The 17,224-nt window shown below is 73.3% G+C and carries 12 protein-coding genes and 3 pseudogenes; 10 read left to right on the top strand and 5 right to left on the bottom strand.

The genetic code is table 11. The features are described 5' to 3' along the window. The first annotated feature begins 13 nt into the window (after positions 1-13). A complete protein-coding gene (locus ACGFYH_RS05785) occupies positions 14-1,744 on the top strand; it encodes a DUF6350 family protein (RefSeq protein WP_393801854.1) in 1,731 nt (576 codons plus the stop codon). A 172-nt stretch (positions 1,745-1,916) separates the two neighbouring features. Here ACGFYH_RS05785 and ACGFYH_RS05790 read toward each other — a convergent pair whose 3' ends face one another. Continuing rightward, positions 1,917-2,723, bottom strand: coding sequence for a hypothetical protein (locus ACGFYH_RS05790; protein WP_393801855.1), 807 nt, complete (start codon positions 2,721-2,723; stop codon positions 1,917-1,919). Between the two features lie 293 nt (positions 2,724-3,016). Here ACGFYH_RS05790 and purN point away from each other — a divergent pair, with 293 nt between their 5' ends. Beyond that, complete coding sequence (purN, locus tag ACGFYH_RS05795) at positions 3,017-3,664, top strand: phosphoribosylglycinamide formyltransferase (protein ID WP_393801856.1); 648 nt, start codon at positions 3,017-3,019, stop codon at positions 3,662-3,664. Continuing rightward, the gene (gene purH / locus ACGFYH_RS05800) at positions 3,661-5,229 is read left to right on the top strand and encodes a bifunctional phosphoribosylaminoimidazolecarboxamide formyltransferase/IMP cyclohydrolase (protein WP_393801857.1); all 1,569 of its coding nucleotides are present in this window, start codon (positions 3,661-3,663) and stop codon (positions 5,227-5,229) included. Before purN ends, purH begins: the two co-directional genes overlap by 4 nt. Positions 5,230-5,370: 141 nt before the next feature. On the opposite strand, the pseudogene ACGFYH_RS05805 reads toward purH, so the two are convergent. From ACGFYH_RS05805 to ACGFYH_RS05820, 4 genes and pseudogenes are all read right to left on the bottom strand, one after another. Then, positions 5,371-5,481: pseudogene (locus ACGFYH_RS05805) on the bottom strand (FHA domain-containing protein); the annotation flags it as partial. A gap of 205 nt (positions 5,482-5,686) precedes the next feature. Next, positions 5,687-6,827, bottom strand: a pseudogene (locus ACGFYH_RS05810) (protein kinase); the annotation flags it as partial. Continuing rightward, positions 6,826-6,954, bottom strand: a pseudogene (locus ACGFYH_RS05815) (FHA domain-containing protein); the annotation flags it as partial. The pseudogenes ACGFYH_RS05815 and ACGFYH_RS05810, both read right to left, overlap by 2 nt. Positions 6,955-7,079: 125 nt before the next feature. Further along, the gene (locus ACGFYH_RS05820) at positions 7,080-7,634 is read right to left on the bottom strand and encodes a hypothetical protein (protein ID WP_393801858.1); all 555 of its coding nucleotides are present in this window, start codon (positions 7,632-7,634) and stop codon (positions 7,080-7,082) included. A 293-nt stretch (positions 7,635-7,927) separates the two neighbouring features. Between ACGFYH_RS05820 and ACGFYH_RS05825 the strand changes: the two genes are divergently transcribed. From ACGFYH_RS05825 to ACGFYH_RS05855, 7 genes are all read left to right on the top strand, one after another. Further along, positions 7,928-8,782, top strand: a complete 855-nt coding sequence (locus ACGFYH_RS05825) for a bifunctional methylenetetrahydrofolate dehydrogenase/methenyltetrahydrofolate cyclohydrolase (protein WP_393801859.1) — start codon at positions 7,928-7,930, stop codon at positions 8,780-8,782. Further along, entirely contained in the window at positions 8,772-9,368 is a 597-nt protein-coding gene (locus tag ACGFYH_RS05830) for a DUF3017 domain-containing protein (protein WP_393801860.1), read from the top strand. The genes ACGFYH_RS05825 and ACGFYH_RS05830 overlap by 11 nt, the downstream gene beginning before the upstream one ends. A gap of 551 nt (positions 9,369-9,919) precedes the next feature. Beyond that, entirely contained in the window at positions 9,920-11,218 is a 1,299-nt protein-coding gene (locus ACGFYH_RS05835; protein WP_393801861.1) for a DUF2690 domain-containing protein, read from the top strand. A 366-nt stretch (positions 11,219-11,584) separates the two neighbouring features. Then, positions 11,585-12,574 carry a malate dehydrogenase gene (locus ACGFYH_RS05840; protein WP_393801862.1) on the top strand — a complete coding sequence of 330 codons (990 nt, stop codon included), beginning with the start codon at positions 11,585-11,587 and terminating at the stop codon, positions 12,572-12,574. Positions 12,575-12,910: 336 nt separating this feature from the next. Then, the gene (locus ACGFYH_RS05845) at positions 12,911-14,440 is read left to right on the top strand and encodes an aldehyde dehydrogenase family protein (RefSeq protein ID WP_393801863.1); all 1,530 of its coding nucleotides are present in this window, start codon (positions 12,911-12,913) and stop codon (positions 14,438-14,440) included. A gap of 51 nt (positions 14,441-14,491) precedes the next feature. Beyond that, positions 14,492-16,045, top strand: coding sequence for a GMC family oxidoreductase (locus tag ACGFYH_RS05850; protein WP_393801864.1), 1,554 nt, complete (start codon positions 14,492-14,494; stop codon positions 16,043-16,045). Beyond that, positions 16,042-17,181 carry a glycine betaine/L-proline ABC transporter ATP-binding protein gene (locus tag ACGFYH_RS05855; RefSeq protein ID WP_393801865.1) on the top strand — a complete coding sequence of 380 codons (1,140 nt, stop codon included), beginning with the start codon at positions 16,042-16,044 and terminating at the stop codon, positions 17,179-17,181. The genes ACGFYH_RS05850 and ACGFYH_RS05855 overlap by 4 nt, the downstream gene beginning before the upstream one ends. Positions 17,182-17,224: the final 43 nt, after the last annotated feature.

Genomic DNA, 17,224 nt, shown 5'->3' on the forward strand with positions numbered 1-17,224 from the left:
TGTCGTTGGGAGCATGGCGGGCGTGATCCAGACGACCGCTCGTCCCGCCCCGCTCTCCCTGCTGCACGCCCGGTGGCGCGACCGGTCGCCCGGGCTGGCCGCCGGCCTGCTGGGCGGCGTGGTCGCGGCGGTGCTGGGCATGTCGGCGTGCGCCGCGCTCGTGACACTGCTGTGGATCAGTTCGCCGTACCCCGACAGCGGACCCGGCGGCACCCTCCACGTCGCCGCGGCGCTGTGGGTGCTGGCGCACGGGGCCGAACTGACGCGTCTCGACACGCTCTCCGGCATCCCCGCGCCCGTCGGCGTCACCCCGTTGCTGTTCCTCCTCCTGCCCGTGTGGCTGCTGCATCGCGCCGCCCGGGACGCCACGGACCCCGGGGACGGCGTGGGCGTGGCCGTGGGGGCGGGAGCGAGGGCGGGGGCCGGGGTGCGCCCGGCGTGGATGGAGGGCGTCCCGGATGCCGGGCCGCCGCCCGTCTCGGCCCGCGTGGCCTGGACGGGGGTCGTCATCGGCTACCTCGCCGTCGCCGCGCCCGTCGTGCTGTACGCGCAGGGCGGCGCGCTGCGGCCCTCGTGGGGGTGGGCGGCGGTGTGTCTGCCGTTGGTCACCATGGGCGCCGCGGGCGCCGGTGTGTGGACGGCGTTCGGCCGGCCGGGCGGGCCGGTGGGGCGGGCACTGCGCGTGCTGCCCCGCAAGCTGAGGGAGCTGCTGGTGGAGCCGGACGCGCGCCTGGGCGCCGCGACGCGCGCCGCGGGCGCCGGCGCGGCGGTGCTCGCCGGGGGCGGGGCGCTGCTGCTCGCGGTGTCGCTGGTGTGGCACGGAGCCGCCGCCGGCGAGGCGTTCCTGCGGCTGACCGAGGGCTGGTCGGGCAGGTTCGCCGTGCTGCTGCTCTGCCTGGCGCTGGTGCCGAACGCGGCGGTGTGGGCGGCGGTGTACGCCCTCGGTCCCGGCTTCGTGCTCGGCGCCGGGCATGTCGTGGCCCCCTACTCCTCCGCGCCCGCACCGCTGCTGCCGCCGTTCCCGCTGCTGGCGGCGGTGCCGGACGCGGGGCCCGGTACGCCGCTGCACTGGGCGTCCGGAGCGGTGCCGCTGGCGGCGGGGGCCGTGGTGGGGTGGTTCACGGCGCGGACGGCCACGGCGGGTGCGCCGGGGGCGGACTCGGACGGCACCCCGCGCGCGTCCTCGGGCGCGACCCCGGGCCGTGCTGACGACACCGGGGTGTGGTCGTGGCGGCGGACCGCTGCCGCCGCCGCCGTGGCCGCCTTCCTGTGTGCGCTCCTCGTCGGCCTGCTGGCCGCGTTCGCGGGCGGGCCGCTCGGGAGTGCCGCACTCGCCCGGTTCGGGCCGGTGTGGTGGCAGGCCGGGAGCGCGACGCTGGCCTGGATCGGGACGGTGGCGGTGCCGGTGGCGGTGGTGGCGCGGACGTGGCGGTGCCGCGGGGCTGCCGCCCGGGAGGCGGCGGCGGGGGTGCCGGCGGGGACCGGTGCGGAGACCGTCGCGGCGGCGGGGGCCGGTGAGGCGGACGACGCAGGCGGGCGCCGGTGGACGCGGGTTTCGTTGCCCCCCGTGGGGCGGTGGTGGAAGCGGGACGCGAAGGGCGGAGGCGAGGCGGGTGAGCGGGAGGGGGATGAGGACGCGGTGCCGTTCGGGTTGTACGACGACCCCGGGGGTGGCGCGGGCGACGGTGCGGTGTACGACTTCCTGCCGGTCGACGCGCCTGTGGAGCCGCCCCGTGGGGGATGAGGGCGGGGCGTCCGGGGGGCCCGCGGGAGTGTCTCGCCCCCCGCCTCCCTTCCCGTTCCCGCCCGCGGGAACTGCCGCCCGGACCGCTTCGGCCCGGGGCGGCGTCGTTCCCGTGCGGTCCTCGAACGCCGGTCGGGCCGGGAGGCTCCGTCCGGCGTCGAGAAGCGGGGGGTCAGTCCTCCGAGCCCAGCAGGGGGCGCAGCTGCTCCGGCAGGTGGCTTTCGCAGGACTGCTTCGCCACGTTGGTCAGGGCGTCGTCGCGGCAGGTGTAGTAGTCGCTGTAGGCCAGCTGGGCGCCGAAGGACACCGCGACCAGGACGACGGCCAGGGACGACGTGACCAGGCCGCTGATCGCGGCGGTGCGCTGCGGGCGGCCCGTCTGCTCGGCGGGCGGGGCCGGGGTGTCCGGGTCGGAGGCGGCGCGGGGCTTGGCCCGCAGCGCGCTGATGCCCCAGTACAGGGCGAGGGCGCCGAGCAGCAGGGCCACGTACGGCCAGGTGAAGAGGGCGAAGAAGAGGGCCCACATGCCGCTCAGCAGGGCGTAGCGGGCGCGCCGCTGGGCGGGGTCCGTCGGGTCCCAGCGCGGGCCCTGGCCGCTGCCCGATCCCTCGGATCCGGATCCGGATTCGGATCCGCCGGGCCGCTCGCCGAAGCCGTCGGGGGACCGGCCGGGCTGCCGGTCGCTCCACTGGCCGCCCCACGGGGAACGCCCGCCGCCGTCCTGGGAGCCGGAGGAGCCCTGGGAGTCACCGTCGCCCGAGGGATGCCGCGGCTGCCAGGGGCGGTCCGGCGTGCCCTCCGGGGGCGGTGCGAACGGATTGTCCTTGTCGGTGGCGCCGTCCCGCTCGCCGTCGTCCCTCCGGTCCGAAGGCCTGTCGGACGGTGACGAGGGGCGCTCCCGCAGCAACACGGTGCTGCGCTCCCCTGGCTGCGCCGACTGCTGGGGGAGGGTGAGCAGTCGCAGGCTGCGGTCCGGCATCAAGTGAGCGTCTTCCCCTTGGCGACAATGAACGGGCGGCTGGTCGAGCGGGCGAACCGGTGGTACGGGCGAACGGTCGCTACGTCTGGTGAACGCGTGACACACGGGCGGCGTTCCCCGTCCGGCTCCACGCAGACGCTACCTTCCGGCCACGCCCCCGTCCCGAGGGGGCCGTCCGGTGTGCCGGTATCGTTGCTGACGGTCGGCCGCTTCGTAGACTTCCCCGTATCCCGGGGCGCGATGCATTCGTACGACCGTACAAAAAACCCGCTTCCCCGAGAAAGGCCCCCACCGTGGCCGCCAAGCCCGTGGCCCAGCGAGCCAGGCGCCTCGTCGTGCTGGTCTCCGGATCCGGCACCAACCTCCAGGCGCTCCTCGACGAGATCGCCGACACCGGCGTCGAGGCCTACGGGGCCGAGGTCGTGGCGGTCGGCGCCGACCGCGACGGCATCGAGGGGCTCGCCCGCGCCGAGCGTGCCGGGGTGCCGACCTTCGTACGAAAGGTCAAGGACCACGGGACCCGCGAGGAGTGGGACGCGGCGCTCGCCGAGGCCGTCGCGGCCCACGAGCCCGACCTCGTCGTCTCGGCCGGGTTCATGAAGATCGTGGGGAAGGAGTTCCTCGCGCGGTTCGGCGGGCGGTTCGTCAACACCCACCCGGCCCTCCTCCCCAGCTTCCCGGGAGCCCACGGTGTGCGGGACGCGCTCGCGTACGGGGCCAGGGTCACCGGCTGCACCGTCCACTTCGTCGACGACGGTGTCGACACCGGGCCGATCATCGCGCAGGGCGTGGTTGAGGTCCGGGACGAGGACTACGAGGACGAAGGTGCCGCTCTGCACGAGCGCATCAAGGAAGTCGAGCGAAGGCTGCTCGTCGATGTCGTGGGGCGGCTCGCCCGCAACGGCTATCGCATTGAGGGACGAAAGGTAGTTATCCAGTGACCGCCACCGCCGAGAGCAACAAGCGGGCCATCCGACGGGCGCTCGTCAGCGTCTACGACAAGACAGGTCTCGAGGAGCTCGCCCGCGGGCTGCACGAGGCCGGTGTCGAACTGGTCTCGACCGGGTCCACCGCCGGGCGGATCGCCGCCGCCGGCGTCCCCGTCACCAAGGTCGAGGAGCTGACCGGCTTCCCCGAGTGCCTGGACGGGCGCGTCAAGACCCTGCACCCCAAGGTGCACGCCGGTATCCTCGCCGACCTGCGCCTGGAGAGCCACCGGCAGCAGCTCGACGAGCTGGGCGTGACGCCGTTCGACCTGGTCGTGGTCAACCTCTACCCGTTCCGGGAGACCGTCGCCTCGGGCGCCACCGACGACGAGTGCGTCGAGCAGATCGACATCGGCGGACCGTCGATGGTGCGCGCCGCCGCCAAGAACCACCCTTCCGTCGCGGTCGTCACCAGCCCCGCCCGGTACGCCGACGTGCTGTCCGCCGTCAAGGACGGCGGCTTCGACCTCGCCGCCCGCAAGCGCCTGGCCGCCGAGGCCTTCCGGCACACCGCGGAGTACGACATCGCCGTCTCCTCCTGGTTCGCCTCGTCCTACGCGCCCGCCGACGACTCGCGGTTCCCGGAGTTCCTCGCCACCAGCCTGGAGCGCTCCCACACCCTGCGCTACGGCGAGAACCCGCACCAGCCCGCGGCCCTCTACACCGCCGGCACGGGCGGCCTGGCGGCGGCCGAGCAGCTGCACGGCAAGGAGATGTCGTACAACAACTACACGGACACGGACGCCGCCCGCCGTGCCGCGTACGACCACGCCGAGCCCTGCGTCGCGATCATCAAGCACGCCAATCCCTGCGGCATCGCCGTCGGCGCGGACGTCGCCGCGGCGCACCGCAAGGCGCACGCCTGCGACCCGCTGTCCGCGTTCGGCGGCGTGATCGCGGTCAACCGCCCGGTGTCCAAGGAGATGGCCGAGCAGGTCGCCGAGATCTTCACCGAGGTCATCGTCGCGCCGGACTACGAGGACGGCGCCCTCGAAGCCCTCACCAAGAAGAAGAACATCCGCGTCCTGCGCTGCCCCGACAGCCCCGCGCACCCCGTCGACGTCAAGCCCATCGACGGCGGCGCCCTCCTCCAGGTCACCGACCGCCTCCAGGCCGAGGGCGACGACCCCGCCACCTGGACGCTCGCCACCGGCGAGGCGCTCTCCGAGGCGGAGCTGGCCGACCTGTCCTTCGCCTGGAAGGCCTGCCGCGCCGTCAAGTCCAACGCCATCCTCCTCGCCAAGGACGGCGCCTCGGTCGGCGTCGGCATGGGCCAGGTCAACCGCGTCGACTCCGCGAAACTCGCCGTGGAGCGGGCCGGCACCGAGCGCGCACAGGGGGCGTACGCGGCCTCAGACGCCTTCTTCCCCTTCCCGGACGGCCTGGAGATCCTCACCGGGGCGGGCGTGAAGGCCGTGGTCCAGCCCGGCGGCTCGGTCCGCGACGAGCTGGTCGTCGAGGCCGCGAAGAAGGCCGGCGTGACGATGTACTTCACGGGCACGCGGCACTTCTTCCACTGAGCCGCACGCGTTGGGCGGCCCGCCCGGCTGCACCCCGGTGCGTTGGGCGGCCCGCCCGGCTGCACCCCGGTGCGTTGGGCGGCCCGCCCGGCTGCACCCCGGTCCACCGGCGGGCCGTTGTCGTCGTATCGCGCCCGGCCGCGCCGCGATCTCCCCGGCGACCCGCGGCACCCCCTCGTGCGCGATGGAGAGTTGGCCGCCGCCGGATCCCGCCCTGCCGGACCCGACGCGATCACCCGTGCCGGTCCTCAGCTGTTCGGTGACGCCGCCGCACGACGGGGCTCGACGATGACACTGCCCACGTCTTCGTCCCACTGCCCACGGATTCGTCCCCTCCCCCGATCGCTCGGGGTCGACCTCCCCCAGTCCGACGACGGGCAGGCTACGGCGGGCGTTCGCGGGCGGCCCAGGCGCCGGGACGCTCGGCGGGGCGCCGTCCACCTCGGAGGTCACAGGGTCACTTCCGCCGCCTTGGCGTGTACTCCTTGAGGTGGTGAGCGACGCGGTCGGCGTAGTCGTGGTACTTCGGGGGAACCCCGCCCGCGTCGTTCACCCTGCGGTACGACGTCCGGTAGGCGACGGCGACCAGTACCCGGCGGTCGCCCGGCAGCCCGGCGGCGAGGCGGGGTGCGATCCAGCACAGATAGCGGCCCATCGCCGGAACGGACTCGGCGGGCGGGAACGGGGGTGGCCGGGACGGACTCGCCCGGTGTGCCGTCCTCGTTCATCCACCAGCGCAGCACGCTCGGGGTCCAGCGGGCGATGCCGTACTCGTCCTTGGCCGGATCGGCCAGGTCGGGATCGAAGTCGCTCTCGACCTTCAGCATGGCCGCGACCAGCGCCGGGCTGACCTCCTCGCGGTCGCAGTCGTGCGCGGTCTCCACGATCAGCAGACGGTAGGCGGGCGGCACGTCCCGGTCGGTGCGCAGCTCGGCCGCGCCGTAGGCGGCCGCGGAGACGCTCGCGGTGCCGCCGTGGTGCGGGCCCGCGGCGGACTCCCGGCCGTCGCCGGTCCGGGTGACGAGGCCGTACCCGAGCGCGGCGAGGGCGGCCGGCCCCGCGGCCGAGGCGGCCAGGACCCTCCGCCGGGGGCGTGCGCGGGGCCGGAGCGAAAGCCTCGCCGGGCCGCTCGCGCTCTCCGTCACGCCCGTCACCCGCCGCAGCAGCGCGTCGGTGCCGATCCGGGCCGCGTGCGTACGGGCCGGGCACGCTCGCACGATCTCCCGCCAGGGCGGGGGAGGTTCGGGCGACAGGCGCAGCTCGTGGGTGCCGCGGGCGTAGGCCACGGCGGCGTCGCGGCGGGCCGCCGGGGTGCCGCCGGGCAGCGGGAAGGACCCGGTGAGCACCAGGTGGGCCAGGACGCCGAAAGCCCACACGTCGGCGGACGGGCGGGTCCGGCGGCCCCGTTCGCCGATCTCGGACCACAGCAGCTCGGGCGGGGTGTGGTCCGGGGTGGAGAAGGCGGGCGTGCAGGCGTGGGTGCCCTCCAGCTCGGCGGCCATGTTGAAGTCGGCGAGCCGTACCGAACCGTCCGCCATCAGCAGCACGTTGGCCGGTTTCAGGTCGCCGTGCACCCAGCCAGCCCGGTGCAGCTTGGCCGATCAGCAGGCCGCCCTCGGGCACGGACCGCCCGAAGACGAGCCGTTCGCCGGGTGCGAGCCGGAGCTGGGTGCGGGTGTGTCCGGCCTCCGGGGGCGGCGGAGGTACCACGATGATGCCGTACAAGGTGCGTCTCCCCGTGCCTGACGGCTACCCGGACCAGACTAGGGCGACGCGTCAGGGCCGTGCCCCCCTCGTACGGGTGAGACACGGCCCTGGGACGTGATCGGCGAGAAAGCGCTCGGCGCTTCTCAGTAGCGGGGTCGCTTGAACCAGGCCGAGCCCTTCGAGTTGCCGACGAACACGGCGATCAGAATGCCGAACACGAGGTGGACGATGCCCGCGATGGTGAACGGGTAGAGGGCGAGGATCGCGGTGAGGATGCCGAAGACCAGGGTGGTCACGCGCAGGCCGTTGCCGCCGGAGTTGAACTTCGCGGCCAGGAACGCCGCCCAGACGCCCCAGACCAGCGCCAGCACCATGAAGCCCCACAGGACACCGGTCGGGTAGTCGGCGAACTCCTCGAACGCGGCGTCGTCCTTGGCCTGGTCGACGGCCGCGGCCGAGATGGCGAACAGCACCGTGCCGATGACCTGGAAGCCCACCATCACCCAGAGCAGCACCCGGGCGGTGTTGACCGTGCCGGGCATGGTCGTGGGAGCGGCGCCGTACGGCTGCTGCACGGGCGGTGCCTGGGGGTAGCCGTAGCCGGGCTGGCCCTGGGGCTGCTGCTGGGGGTAGCCGTGGTCCGGCTGCTGGCCGCCCTGGGGCGGGCCGTAGGGGTTGTTCGGGTCGCCGAAACTCATGGCGGGTGTTCCTCCGTCGCTGTCAAGTGCGGGGACGACGCGCGGCTCGACTCGGAGGAGTTCTTCGTAGCGGTTCGTCCCCCCGGTACGGCCCCGCGGCACTGTGTCACCCAATCGTTCTTGACCGAACTCTTACTTGTCCAGCCCGCCCGCGAGGCGTTGCGCAAGTGCAACAACGTCGATCATGAACGGATACGGCGGGACGTGTCCCGCGGCGCCCTGGAACCTCCGGCGCGGTGCCCGCGTGCCGACCTGATTGGAACCGGGGGCCGGTCATCCGCGAGGATGGGGGTATGACCGCCCAGATTCTCGATGGCAAGGCCACCGCAGCCGCGATCAAGTCCGAACTGGCCGCCCGTGTGGCGGCGCTGAAGGAGAGGGGTGTCACGCCCGGCCTCGGCACCGTCCTGGTCGGTGACGATCCGGGCAGCCAGAAGTACGTCGCCGGAAAGCACCGCGACTGCGCCCAGGTCGGCATCGCCTCCATCCAGCGCGAGCTGCCGGCCACGGCCACGCAGGAGGAGATCGAGGCGGTCGTCCGCGAGCTGAACGAGGACCCCGCCTGCACCGGGTACATCGTCCAGCTCCCGCTGCCCAGGGGCATCGACGAGAACCGCGTCCTGGAGCTGATGGACCCGGACAAGGACGCGGACGGCCTGCACCCGAGGAACCTGGGCCGCCTCGTCCTGAACGAGCCGGCACCGCTGCCCTGCACCCCCAACGGCATCCTCACCCTGCTGCGCCGCTACGGCGTCGAGACCAAGGGCGCCGAGGTCGTGGTCGTCGGCCGCGGTGTCACCATCGGCCGCCCGATGCCGCTGCTGCTCACCCGGCGCAGCGAGAACGCCACCGTGACCCAGTGCCACACCGGCACCCGGGACCTGGCCGCCCACCTACGGCGCGCGGACATCGTGATCGCCGCGGCCGGCTCCCCGCACCTGGTCCGCCCCGAGGACGTCAAGCCGGGCGCCGCCGTCCTCGACGTCGGCGTCTCCCGCAACGCCGAGGGCAGGATCATGGGCGACGTCCATCCAGGCGTCGCCGAGGTGGCCGCCTGGATCTCCCCGAACCCGGGCGGCGTCGGTCCCATGACCCGGGCCCAGCTGCTCGTCAACGTGGTGGAGGCGGCGGAGCGCAGTGCCGGCTGAGGGCACCAACGCCGAGCGGGCGGGCGCCGCGGGGGAGGCGGGGCCCTCGGACACCCCGCGGACCCCGGGAGGCGCGGACGCGTCGGAGAGCGTCAGGGACCCGGGGGTCTCGGCGCACGCCGGACATTCGGGGCACCCGGAGGACGTCACCGTCCGCGACCCCGTCAGCGCGCCCGACGCCCAGGGGCGGCCACGGCGCGTCACGCGCCGGTTCCCGCTCTTCACCCGCGACACCGCCCGCCCCGAGGGCGGCGGCCGGGCCGCGGGCCGTGACGCCCCCGCGCCCGCCCGGCAGTGGCCGGTGCTCACCGTGGTCGTCCTGGTCGGAACCGGCCTGCTGATCACCGGGCTCGGCGTCTTCCGGTGGGGCTTGGTGCTCATCGGCGCCGCGCTGCTGTTCGGCGCCGCGCTGCGCTGGTTCGTGCGGGACGTCGGCATGCTCGCGGTGCGTTCGCGCTTCACGGACATCGTCACCTACGGCGTGCTGGGCACCGCGATCGCCATGCTGGCGCTGATGGCACAGCCGGACGCGCCACTGAAGATCCCGTTCCTGAACGATCTGCTGCACTTCACCGTAAGCGGCTAGGACCGTCGCACCGCTCGAACGACGGCCCGTCCTCACCCCCGTGGAAGGACGGGCCGCCGCCGGTCCCCACCTTCCTGCACGTGGAACGACCTGTTCAACGTCTGCCAGGGCGCTGTGGCACGGAAGTGACCGTTCCGCTACTCCGCTACGCTGCCGTGGGACAGGTGTCCGCCGGTGTGCCGTACGCGACCGGCCAGGTGCGTTCCGTGTGCGGAAGCGGCGGCTGGTTCACTGACCCACCGCCAGGTCGTCCGGTACCGCGGCCGGCGTAGGGGGTTCCGTCCAGGGCCCGGGAAGGCCGGTGGGACACTGGACCACGGGCCGGTGGGCGTGCGACGGTGCACACTCGCGGCCTCTGTGCTCCTGTGCGCCCTCACCCCGGGAACCGAGATATTGATCGGGCGCATCCCTGTGGGTAGCCAGAACGGGCGCGTCCCTGTGGGTAGCCAGAACCGGTACCGCGCGCGGGTCGCCGCACGCGGGGACCAGCGGGGGAACGACCAGCACGTCACCGGGGGGAAGAGGGGGAAGCAGTGCCTCGTTGGAAGGCCTTGCCGGATGAACTCGATCCGCAGATCAGGGAGTTCGCCAGTCAGCTGCGCCGACTCGTGGACCGCAGTGACCTGAGCGTCGCGTCGGTGGCCGACGCCACGGGCTACAGCAAGACGTCCTGGGAGCGCTATCTGAACGGCCGGCTGCTGGCGCCGAAGGGCGCCGTCGTGGCCCTGGCCGAGGTGACGGAGACCAATCCCGTCCACCTGACCACCATGTGGGAGCTGGCCGAGCGCGCCTGGAGCCGCTCGGAGATGCGCCACGACATGACCATGGAGGCCATCCGGATCTCCCAGGCGCGCGCCGCGCTCGGCGAACTGGGCACGCCCGCCACCAAGTCGGGCGGTTCCGGGACCGGAACGGGCGACGGCGGCGGGACCGGCAAGGGGAGCCGGACCGGCCGTCGCGGCGGCGGTGCGTCGGTCGCGCCCGGGATCGCCGGGCCGGCCGGTGTGGCGCCCACACTGCCGCCGACGGTCCCGGCGCAGCCGACGGCCGCCGACAGCCCCGACTCGGCGCTCGGCGCGGTCCGGGGCGGTGGTGGCCCCGGCGCCCCGTCCGTCCCTTCCTCCGGCGGAGCGACCGACGGCAACTCGTGGGGCCTGGCCGGATACCGGGGCCCCGCGCCGACCGGCGACCGCACGGCGGGCTCCGGGAACCCGGCCGGCCCCGGAGAGGCGGCGCGACCGGCCGCACCCGCGCCGATGCCCGGTTTCGGCACGCCGAACGGCCCGGTCCCCGCGGGCGCTTACGGCGATCCCCCGCCCGGCGGTTCCCGTCGGGGCGGACCCTCCTCCGGGGGCGGCGACAAACGGATGACGACCTTCGTCGCGGGTGCCGTCGGTGTGCTCGTGGTGATCGCGGGCGCCTTCTTCCTCCTGAACGACGGCGGTGACAAGAAGGACGAGGGCACCAAACCCTCCCCGTCACCCACCGTGAGCAGCAAGCCCCGGCTGCCGCCGGGCGTGAAGTGCAGTGGCGACGCCTGCACCGGCAAGGACCCGGAGGTCATGGGCTGCGGCGGCGATCTGGTGACCACCGCGGCGACGGCCACCGTCGGCACGGCCGCCGTCGAGGTCCGGTACAGCAAGACCTGCGGCGCCGCGTGGGCCCGGGTCACCCAGGCGGCCCAGGGCGACGAGGTCCAGGTGCGCGCGGGCGGCGAGAACCGGCAGACGGGCACGGTCTCCGGGGCCGGCGACACCAGCGCCTACACCCCGATGGTGGCGGTGAAGTCCGCGGCCGACGCCAGGGCCTGCGTGACGCCGGCCGCGGGCGCCCAGGGCTGCACGCGGTGACCGACGCGGAGACTGAGCGGGCGAACGAGGAAAGTCCGCCCGCGGCAGGCATGCCCCGCGGCCTCACGGGAACGCGACAAGTACCCCCCACGGGAGTCCGGCAACGGCACCCCCGAACGGCGGTCGCCTTCGTCCCCCCTCTCCCGGACAGGCGGCCGCCTCTTTCGCCTGTCCCGCTTGCACGTGCCCGCCGCCGGGCGTGCGGGCGATCCGGGGCGGTCCTGTGGGCCGGGCCACACCGACCCGGACGTGCCGGACACCACGGGCGCGATAGCCTGACCGCTGGATCGATCTCTTGACGCCAAGAGATCGATCAAACGCCCGGGGCAGGGACGCCCCACCGCCAGCTGTCATACGGAGAACGCCATGACCCGCACTCCCGTGAACGTCACCGTCACCGGCGCGGCCGGCCAGATCGGTTACGCCCTGCTCTTCCGCATCGCCTCCGGCCAGCTGCTCGGCGCGGACGTGCCGGTCAAGCTGCGCCTCCTGGAGATCACTCCGGCACTCAAGGCCGCCGAGGGCACCGCGATGGAGCTGGACGACTGCGCGTTCCCGCTCCTTCAGGGCATCGAGATCACCGACGACCCGAACGTGGCCTTCGACGGCGCCAACGTCGCCCTCCTCGTCGGCGCCCGCCCCCGCACCAAGGGCATGGAGCGCGGTGACCTCCTGGAGGCCAACGGCGGCATCTTCAAGCCGCAGGGCAAGGCCATCAACGACCACGCCGCGGACGACATCAAGGTCCTCGTCGTCGGCAACCCGGCCAACACCAACGCCCTGATCGCCCAGGCCGCCGCTCCGGACGTACCGGCCGAGCGCTTCACCGCGATGACGCGCCTGGACCACAACCGCGCGCTGACCCAGCTCGCGAAGAAGACGGGCTCGACGGTCGCCGACATCAAGCGTCTGACCATCTGGGGCAACCACTCCGCCACCCAGTACCCGGACATCTTCCACGCCACGGTCGCCGGCAAGAACGCCGCCGAGACGGTCAACGACGAGAAGTGGCTGGCCGACGAGTTCATCCCGACCGTCGCCAAGCGCGGCGCCGCCATCATCGAGGCCCGCGGTGCCTCGTCGGCCGCCTCCGCCGCCAACGCCGCCATCGACCACGTGCACACGTGGGTCAACGGCACCGCCGAGGGCGACTGGACCTCCATGGGCATCCCGTCGGACGGTTCCTACGGCGTCCCGGAGGGCATCATCTCCTCCTTCCCGGTCACCGCGAAGGACGGCACGTACGAGATCGTCCAGGGCCTGGACATCAACGAGTTCTCCCGCGCCCGCATCGACGCCTCCGTCAAGGAGCTGTCGGACGAGCGCGAGGCGGTCCGCGGTCTCGGCCTGCTCTGAACCTCCGATCCCACCCGCTTCCGGGGCCGTCCGCCGACGGCCTCGCAGGGGCCCCGCCCCGGTTCAGGCCGGGACGGGGCCCGTCCGCGTTCCCGCGTTCCGTGTTTCCGCTTCCGGCGCCCGCGGGGCGTCCCTGTCCGCGAGCTCGGAGAGCGGCCGGTTCTCGCCGGATCCACAAGCACTTCGTCCCTTTTCTTCCTTTCCTCAGTGATGCGTCACACTTTCAGCCATCGATTTGGCATGCATGGGGCGCTGTGGGGCAGGGGCCCACGGTCCCCAGGAGTGACACGTGTGTGACACAGGGGGGTTGATCAGGAACGGAAGGCAATATCGATCATGGCGAACGGAACGGAAACACCGGCAGAGCGGACGCACCGCACCATTCACGCGGGGGGCGAGTGGCTGGAAGCGTCCTCCGGCGCCACGCGCGAGATCCTCGATCCCGCGGACGCCCTGCCGTTCGCCGTGGTCGCGGAGGGCGACGAGAAGGACACCGATCTCGCGGTGGCGGCCGCCCGCCGCGCCTTCGACGCGGGTGACTGGCCGCACACCCCGGTCGCCGAGCGAGCCGCCCTGCTGCGCCGCGTCGCGGACCTCCTCGTGCGCGACCGCGAGCAGCTCGGCCTGCTGGAGAGCCGCGACGCGGGCAAGACCGTCGAGGAGGGCCGCGTCGACATCGACTGCGTCGCCGACGCCTTCCGCTACTTCGCCGACCTGGTCGCGGGCGAGGGGGCCGGCCGGGTCGTCGACGCGGGCTCGCCCGACGTCCACAGCGTCGTCGTGCACGAGCCGGTCGGCGTCTGCGCGATGATCACGCCCTGGAACTACCCGCTCCTCCAGGCCAGCTGGAAGATCGCCCCGGCACTCGCCGCCGGCGACACCTTCGTGATCAAGCCCAGCGAGATCACGCCGCTCACCACGATCGCCCTGATCGACCTCCTGACCGAGGCCGGGCTCCCCACCGGTGTCGCGAACATCGTCACCGGTCCCGGTCACACCGTCGGCGCCCGGCTCGCCGAACACCCCGACGTCGACCTGGTCTCCTTCACCGGCGGCCTGATCAGCGGTACCAAGGTCGCCCAGTCCGCCGCCGTCACCGTCAAGAAGGTGGCCCTCGAACTCGGCGGCAAGAACCCCAACGTCGTCTTCGCCGACGCCTGCGGGACCGAGGAGGGCTTCGACACCGCGGTCGACCAGGCCCTCAACGCCGCCTTCATCCACAGCGGGCAGGTCTGCTCCGCCGGCGGCCGCCTCATCGTCGAGGAGTCGGTCCGCGAACGCTTCGTCGCCGAACTCGCCCGCCGCGCGACGAGGATCCGCCTCGGCCGCGGCACCGAGGAGGGCGTCGAGTGCGGGCCGCTCGTCTCCGAGCGGCAGCGCGCCAAGACCGAGGACTACGTCGCCTCCGCGCTGGCCGAGGGCGCCGAGCTGCGCTGCGGCGGCAAGCGCCCCGAGCCGTCGCCCCAGCGCCCGGAGAGCGGCTTCTTCTACGAGCCGACCGTCCTCGACCACTGCCACCGGGAGATGAGGGTCGTACGGGAGGAGGTCTTCGGACCGGTCCTCACCGTCGAGACCTTCCGCACCGAGGACGAGGCCGTGGCCCTCGCCAACGACACCGAGTACGGTCTGGCCGGTGCCGTCTGGACCGCCGACGCGGGACGGGCCCGCCGGGTCGCGGGCCGGCTGCGGCACGGCACCGTGTGGATCAACGACTTCCACCCCTACCTGCCGCAGGCGGAGTGGGGCGGCTTCGGCAAGAGCGGCGTCGGCCGCGAACTCGGCCCCGCGGGCCTGGCCGAGTACCGCGAGAGCAAGCACGTCTACCAGAACCTCGCGCCGAAGCCCGTCCGCTGGTTCGCCGGCTGACCCACCCGGTCCCCCTCCCCGCTTCCATCCGCTCGCCCCTGGAGTACCTCCATGCCCGATACCCCTTCCGTCTACGACTACGTCGTCATCGGCGGCGGCACCGCGGGATCGGTGATCGCCTCCCGCCTCACCGAGAACCCGGACGTCACCGTCGCCGTCATCGAGGGCGGTCCCAGCGACGTCGGCCGTGACGACGTGCTGACCCTGCGCCGCTGGATGGGCCTGCTCGGCGGCGAGCTGGACTACGACTACCCCACCACCGAGCAGCCACACGGCAATTCCCACATCCGGCACAGCCGCGCCCGCGTCCTGGGCGGCTGCTCCTCCCACAACACGCTCATCGCCTTCAAGCCGCTCCCCTCCGACTGGGACGAGTGGGAGGCCGCGGGCGCCACCGGCTGGGGCACGGTGCAGATGGAGGCCTACTGGGCGCGGCTGCGCAACAACATCGTGCGGGTCGCCGACAAGGACCAGAACGCCATCGCCAAGGACTGGATCGAGGCGGCCAGGACCGCCCTCGACGTCCCCGAGGTGGTCGGCTTCAACGACAAGCCCTTCCACGAGGGCGTCGGCTTCCTCGACCTCGCCTACCACCCGGAGGACAACAAGCGCTCCTCGGCCTCCGTCGCCTACCTCCACCCCCACATCGAGGCCGGCGACCGGCCGAACCTGACGCTGCTGCTGGAGACCTGGGCGTACCGGCTGGAGCTGGACGGCAAGCGCGCCACCGGAGTCCGCGTGCGCACCGAGGACGGCGGGGAGCAGCTGATCACCGCCCGCCGCGAGGTCGTCGTCTGCGCGGGCGCGGTCGACTCGCCGCGGCTGCTGATGCTGTCCGGGATCGGGCCGCGCCAGGATCTCGAAGCGCTGGGCATCCCGGTCGTGCACGACCTGCCGGGCGTCGGCGAGAACCTCCAGGACCATCCCGAGTCGGTCATCGTGTGGGAGACGGAGCGTCCGTTGCCGGAGAACTCCGCGATGGACTCCGACGCCGCGCTGTTCGTGCGCCGGGACGCCGCGCAGGACCTGCCCGACCTGATGTTCCACTTCTACCAGATCCCGTTCACCGACAACCCCGAGCGGCTCGGCTACCAACGGCCCCCGCACGGTGTGTCGATGACGCCGAACATCCCCAAGTCCCGCGCCCGCGGCCGCCTGTACCTGAAGAGCGCCGACCCGAACGAGAAGCCCGCCCTCGACTTCCGCTACTTCACCGACGAGGACGGCTACGATGCCCGGACGCTCGTCGACGGTGTGAGGATCGCCCGGGAGATCGCCGGGACCGAACCGTTCGCGAGCTGGCTGAAGCGGGAAGTGTTCCCGGGGCCCGATGTGACCGACGACGAACGGCTCAGCGAGCTGCTGCGCAAGGCGCACCACACCGTCTATCACCCGGCGGGCACCTGCCGGATGGGCGCCGCCGACGACCGGCTCGCCGTCGTGGACCCCGAACTCAGGGTCCGTGGCCTGGAGGGCGTACGAGTCGTCGACGCGTCCGTCTTCCCGACCCTGCCCTCCGTGAACCCGATGATCGGCGTGCTGATGGTCGGCGAGAAAGCAGCTGAACTGCTGGCCGACACCAGTGAAGGGAACCAGACCCGATGAGCGGCACACCCACAACCAAGAAACCCGGGACCGGGACCGAGCCCGAACCCGGGACCGGACCCGGGACGGACACCGGGCCCGTGGACCCGGCGGGGCAGCCGCCCGTCTTCGGCGTGCGCAACCTGTGGAAGGTCTTCGGCCCGAAGGCCGAGCGCGTCCCCGGCAACCCGGAGTTCGCCGGGCTCTCCCAGACCGAGCTGCGCACCCGCACCGGCTGTACCGCGGCCGTCCGGGACGTCTCCTTCGACGTGCGCAAGGGCGAGGTCTTCGTCGTCATGGGCCTGTCCGGCTCGGGCAAGTCCACCCTCGTACGCTGTCTGACGCGGCTCATCGAGCCGACCTCCGGCACGCTGGAGATCGACGGCGAGGACGTCGTCGCCATGGACAAGAGCCGGCTGCGCGAGCTGCGGCGGCACCGTGCCGCCATGGTGTTCCAGCACTTCGGCCTGCTGCCGCACCGCTCCGTCCTGGACAACGTCGCCTACGGCCTGGAGATCCAGGGCATGTCCAAGGAGCAGCGGCGCGCCCGGGCCATGGAGATGGTCGCCAAGGTCGGCCTGGACGGTCTGGAACAGCGCCGGCCGGTCCAGCTCTCCGGCGGTCAGCAGCAGCGCGTGGGCCTGGCCCGGGCGCTCGCCTCCGACCCCGAGGTGATGCTCTTCGACGAGCCGTTCAGCGCGCTCGACCCGCTGATCCGGCGGGACATGCAGGAGGAGGTCATCCGCCTGCACGACGAGGAGGGCCGCACCATGGTCTTCATCACCCACGACCTCAGCGAGGCCCTGCGGGTCGGCGACCGCATCGCCCTGATGCGGGACGGCGAGATCGTGCAGCTCGGCACCCCCGAGGAGATCGTCGGCTCGCCCGCCGACGACTACGTCCGCGACTTCGTGCGCGACGTGCCGCGCGAGCAGGTCATCACCGTCCGTACGGCCATGCGCCCCGGCGGCTGCGGCAGCCCCGACCACCCCGGCGCCCTCACACCCGACACGGTCGTCGTCGACGCCATCGAAACCGTCGCCCGCACCAGCCGGCCCGCCTGCGTCGTGCAGGACGGCGAATGCCTGGGCCAGGTCGACCACGTGGCCCTGCTGCGGGTCGTGGCCGGACTGGACCGCGAGGAGGTGGCCGCGTGATACGCCACATACGCGGGCCCGCCCCCCGAGGCCGGGGGTGGGC

The sequence above is a fragment of the Streptomyces sp. NPDC048392 genome (genome assembly GCF_043200575.1).
Classification (GTDB): Bacteria; Actinomycetota; Actinomycetes; order Streptomycetales; family Streptomycetaceae; genus Streptomyces.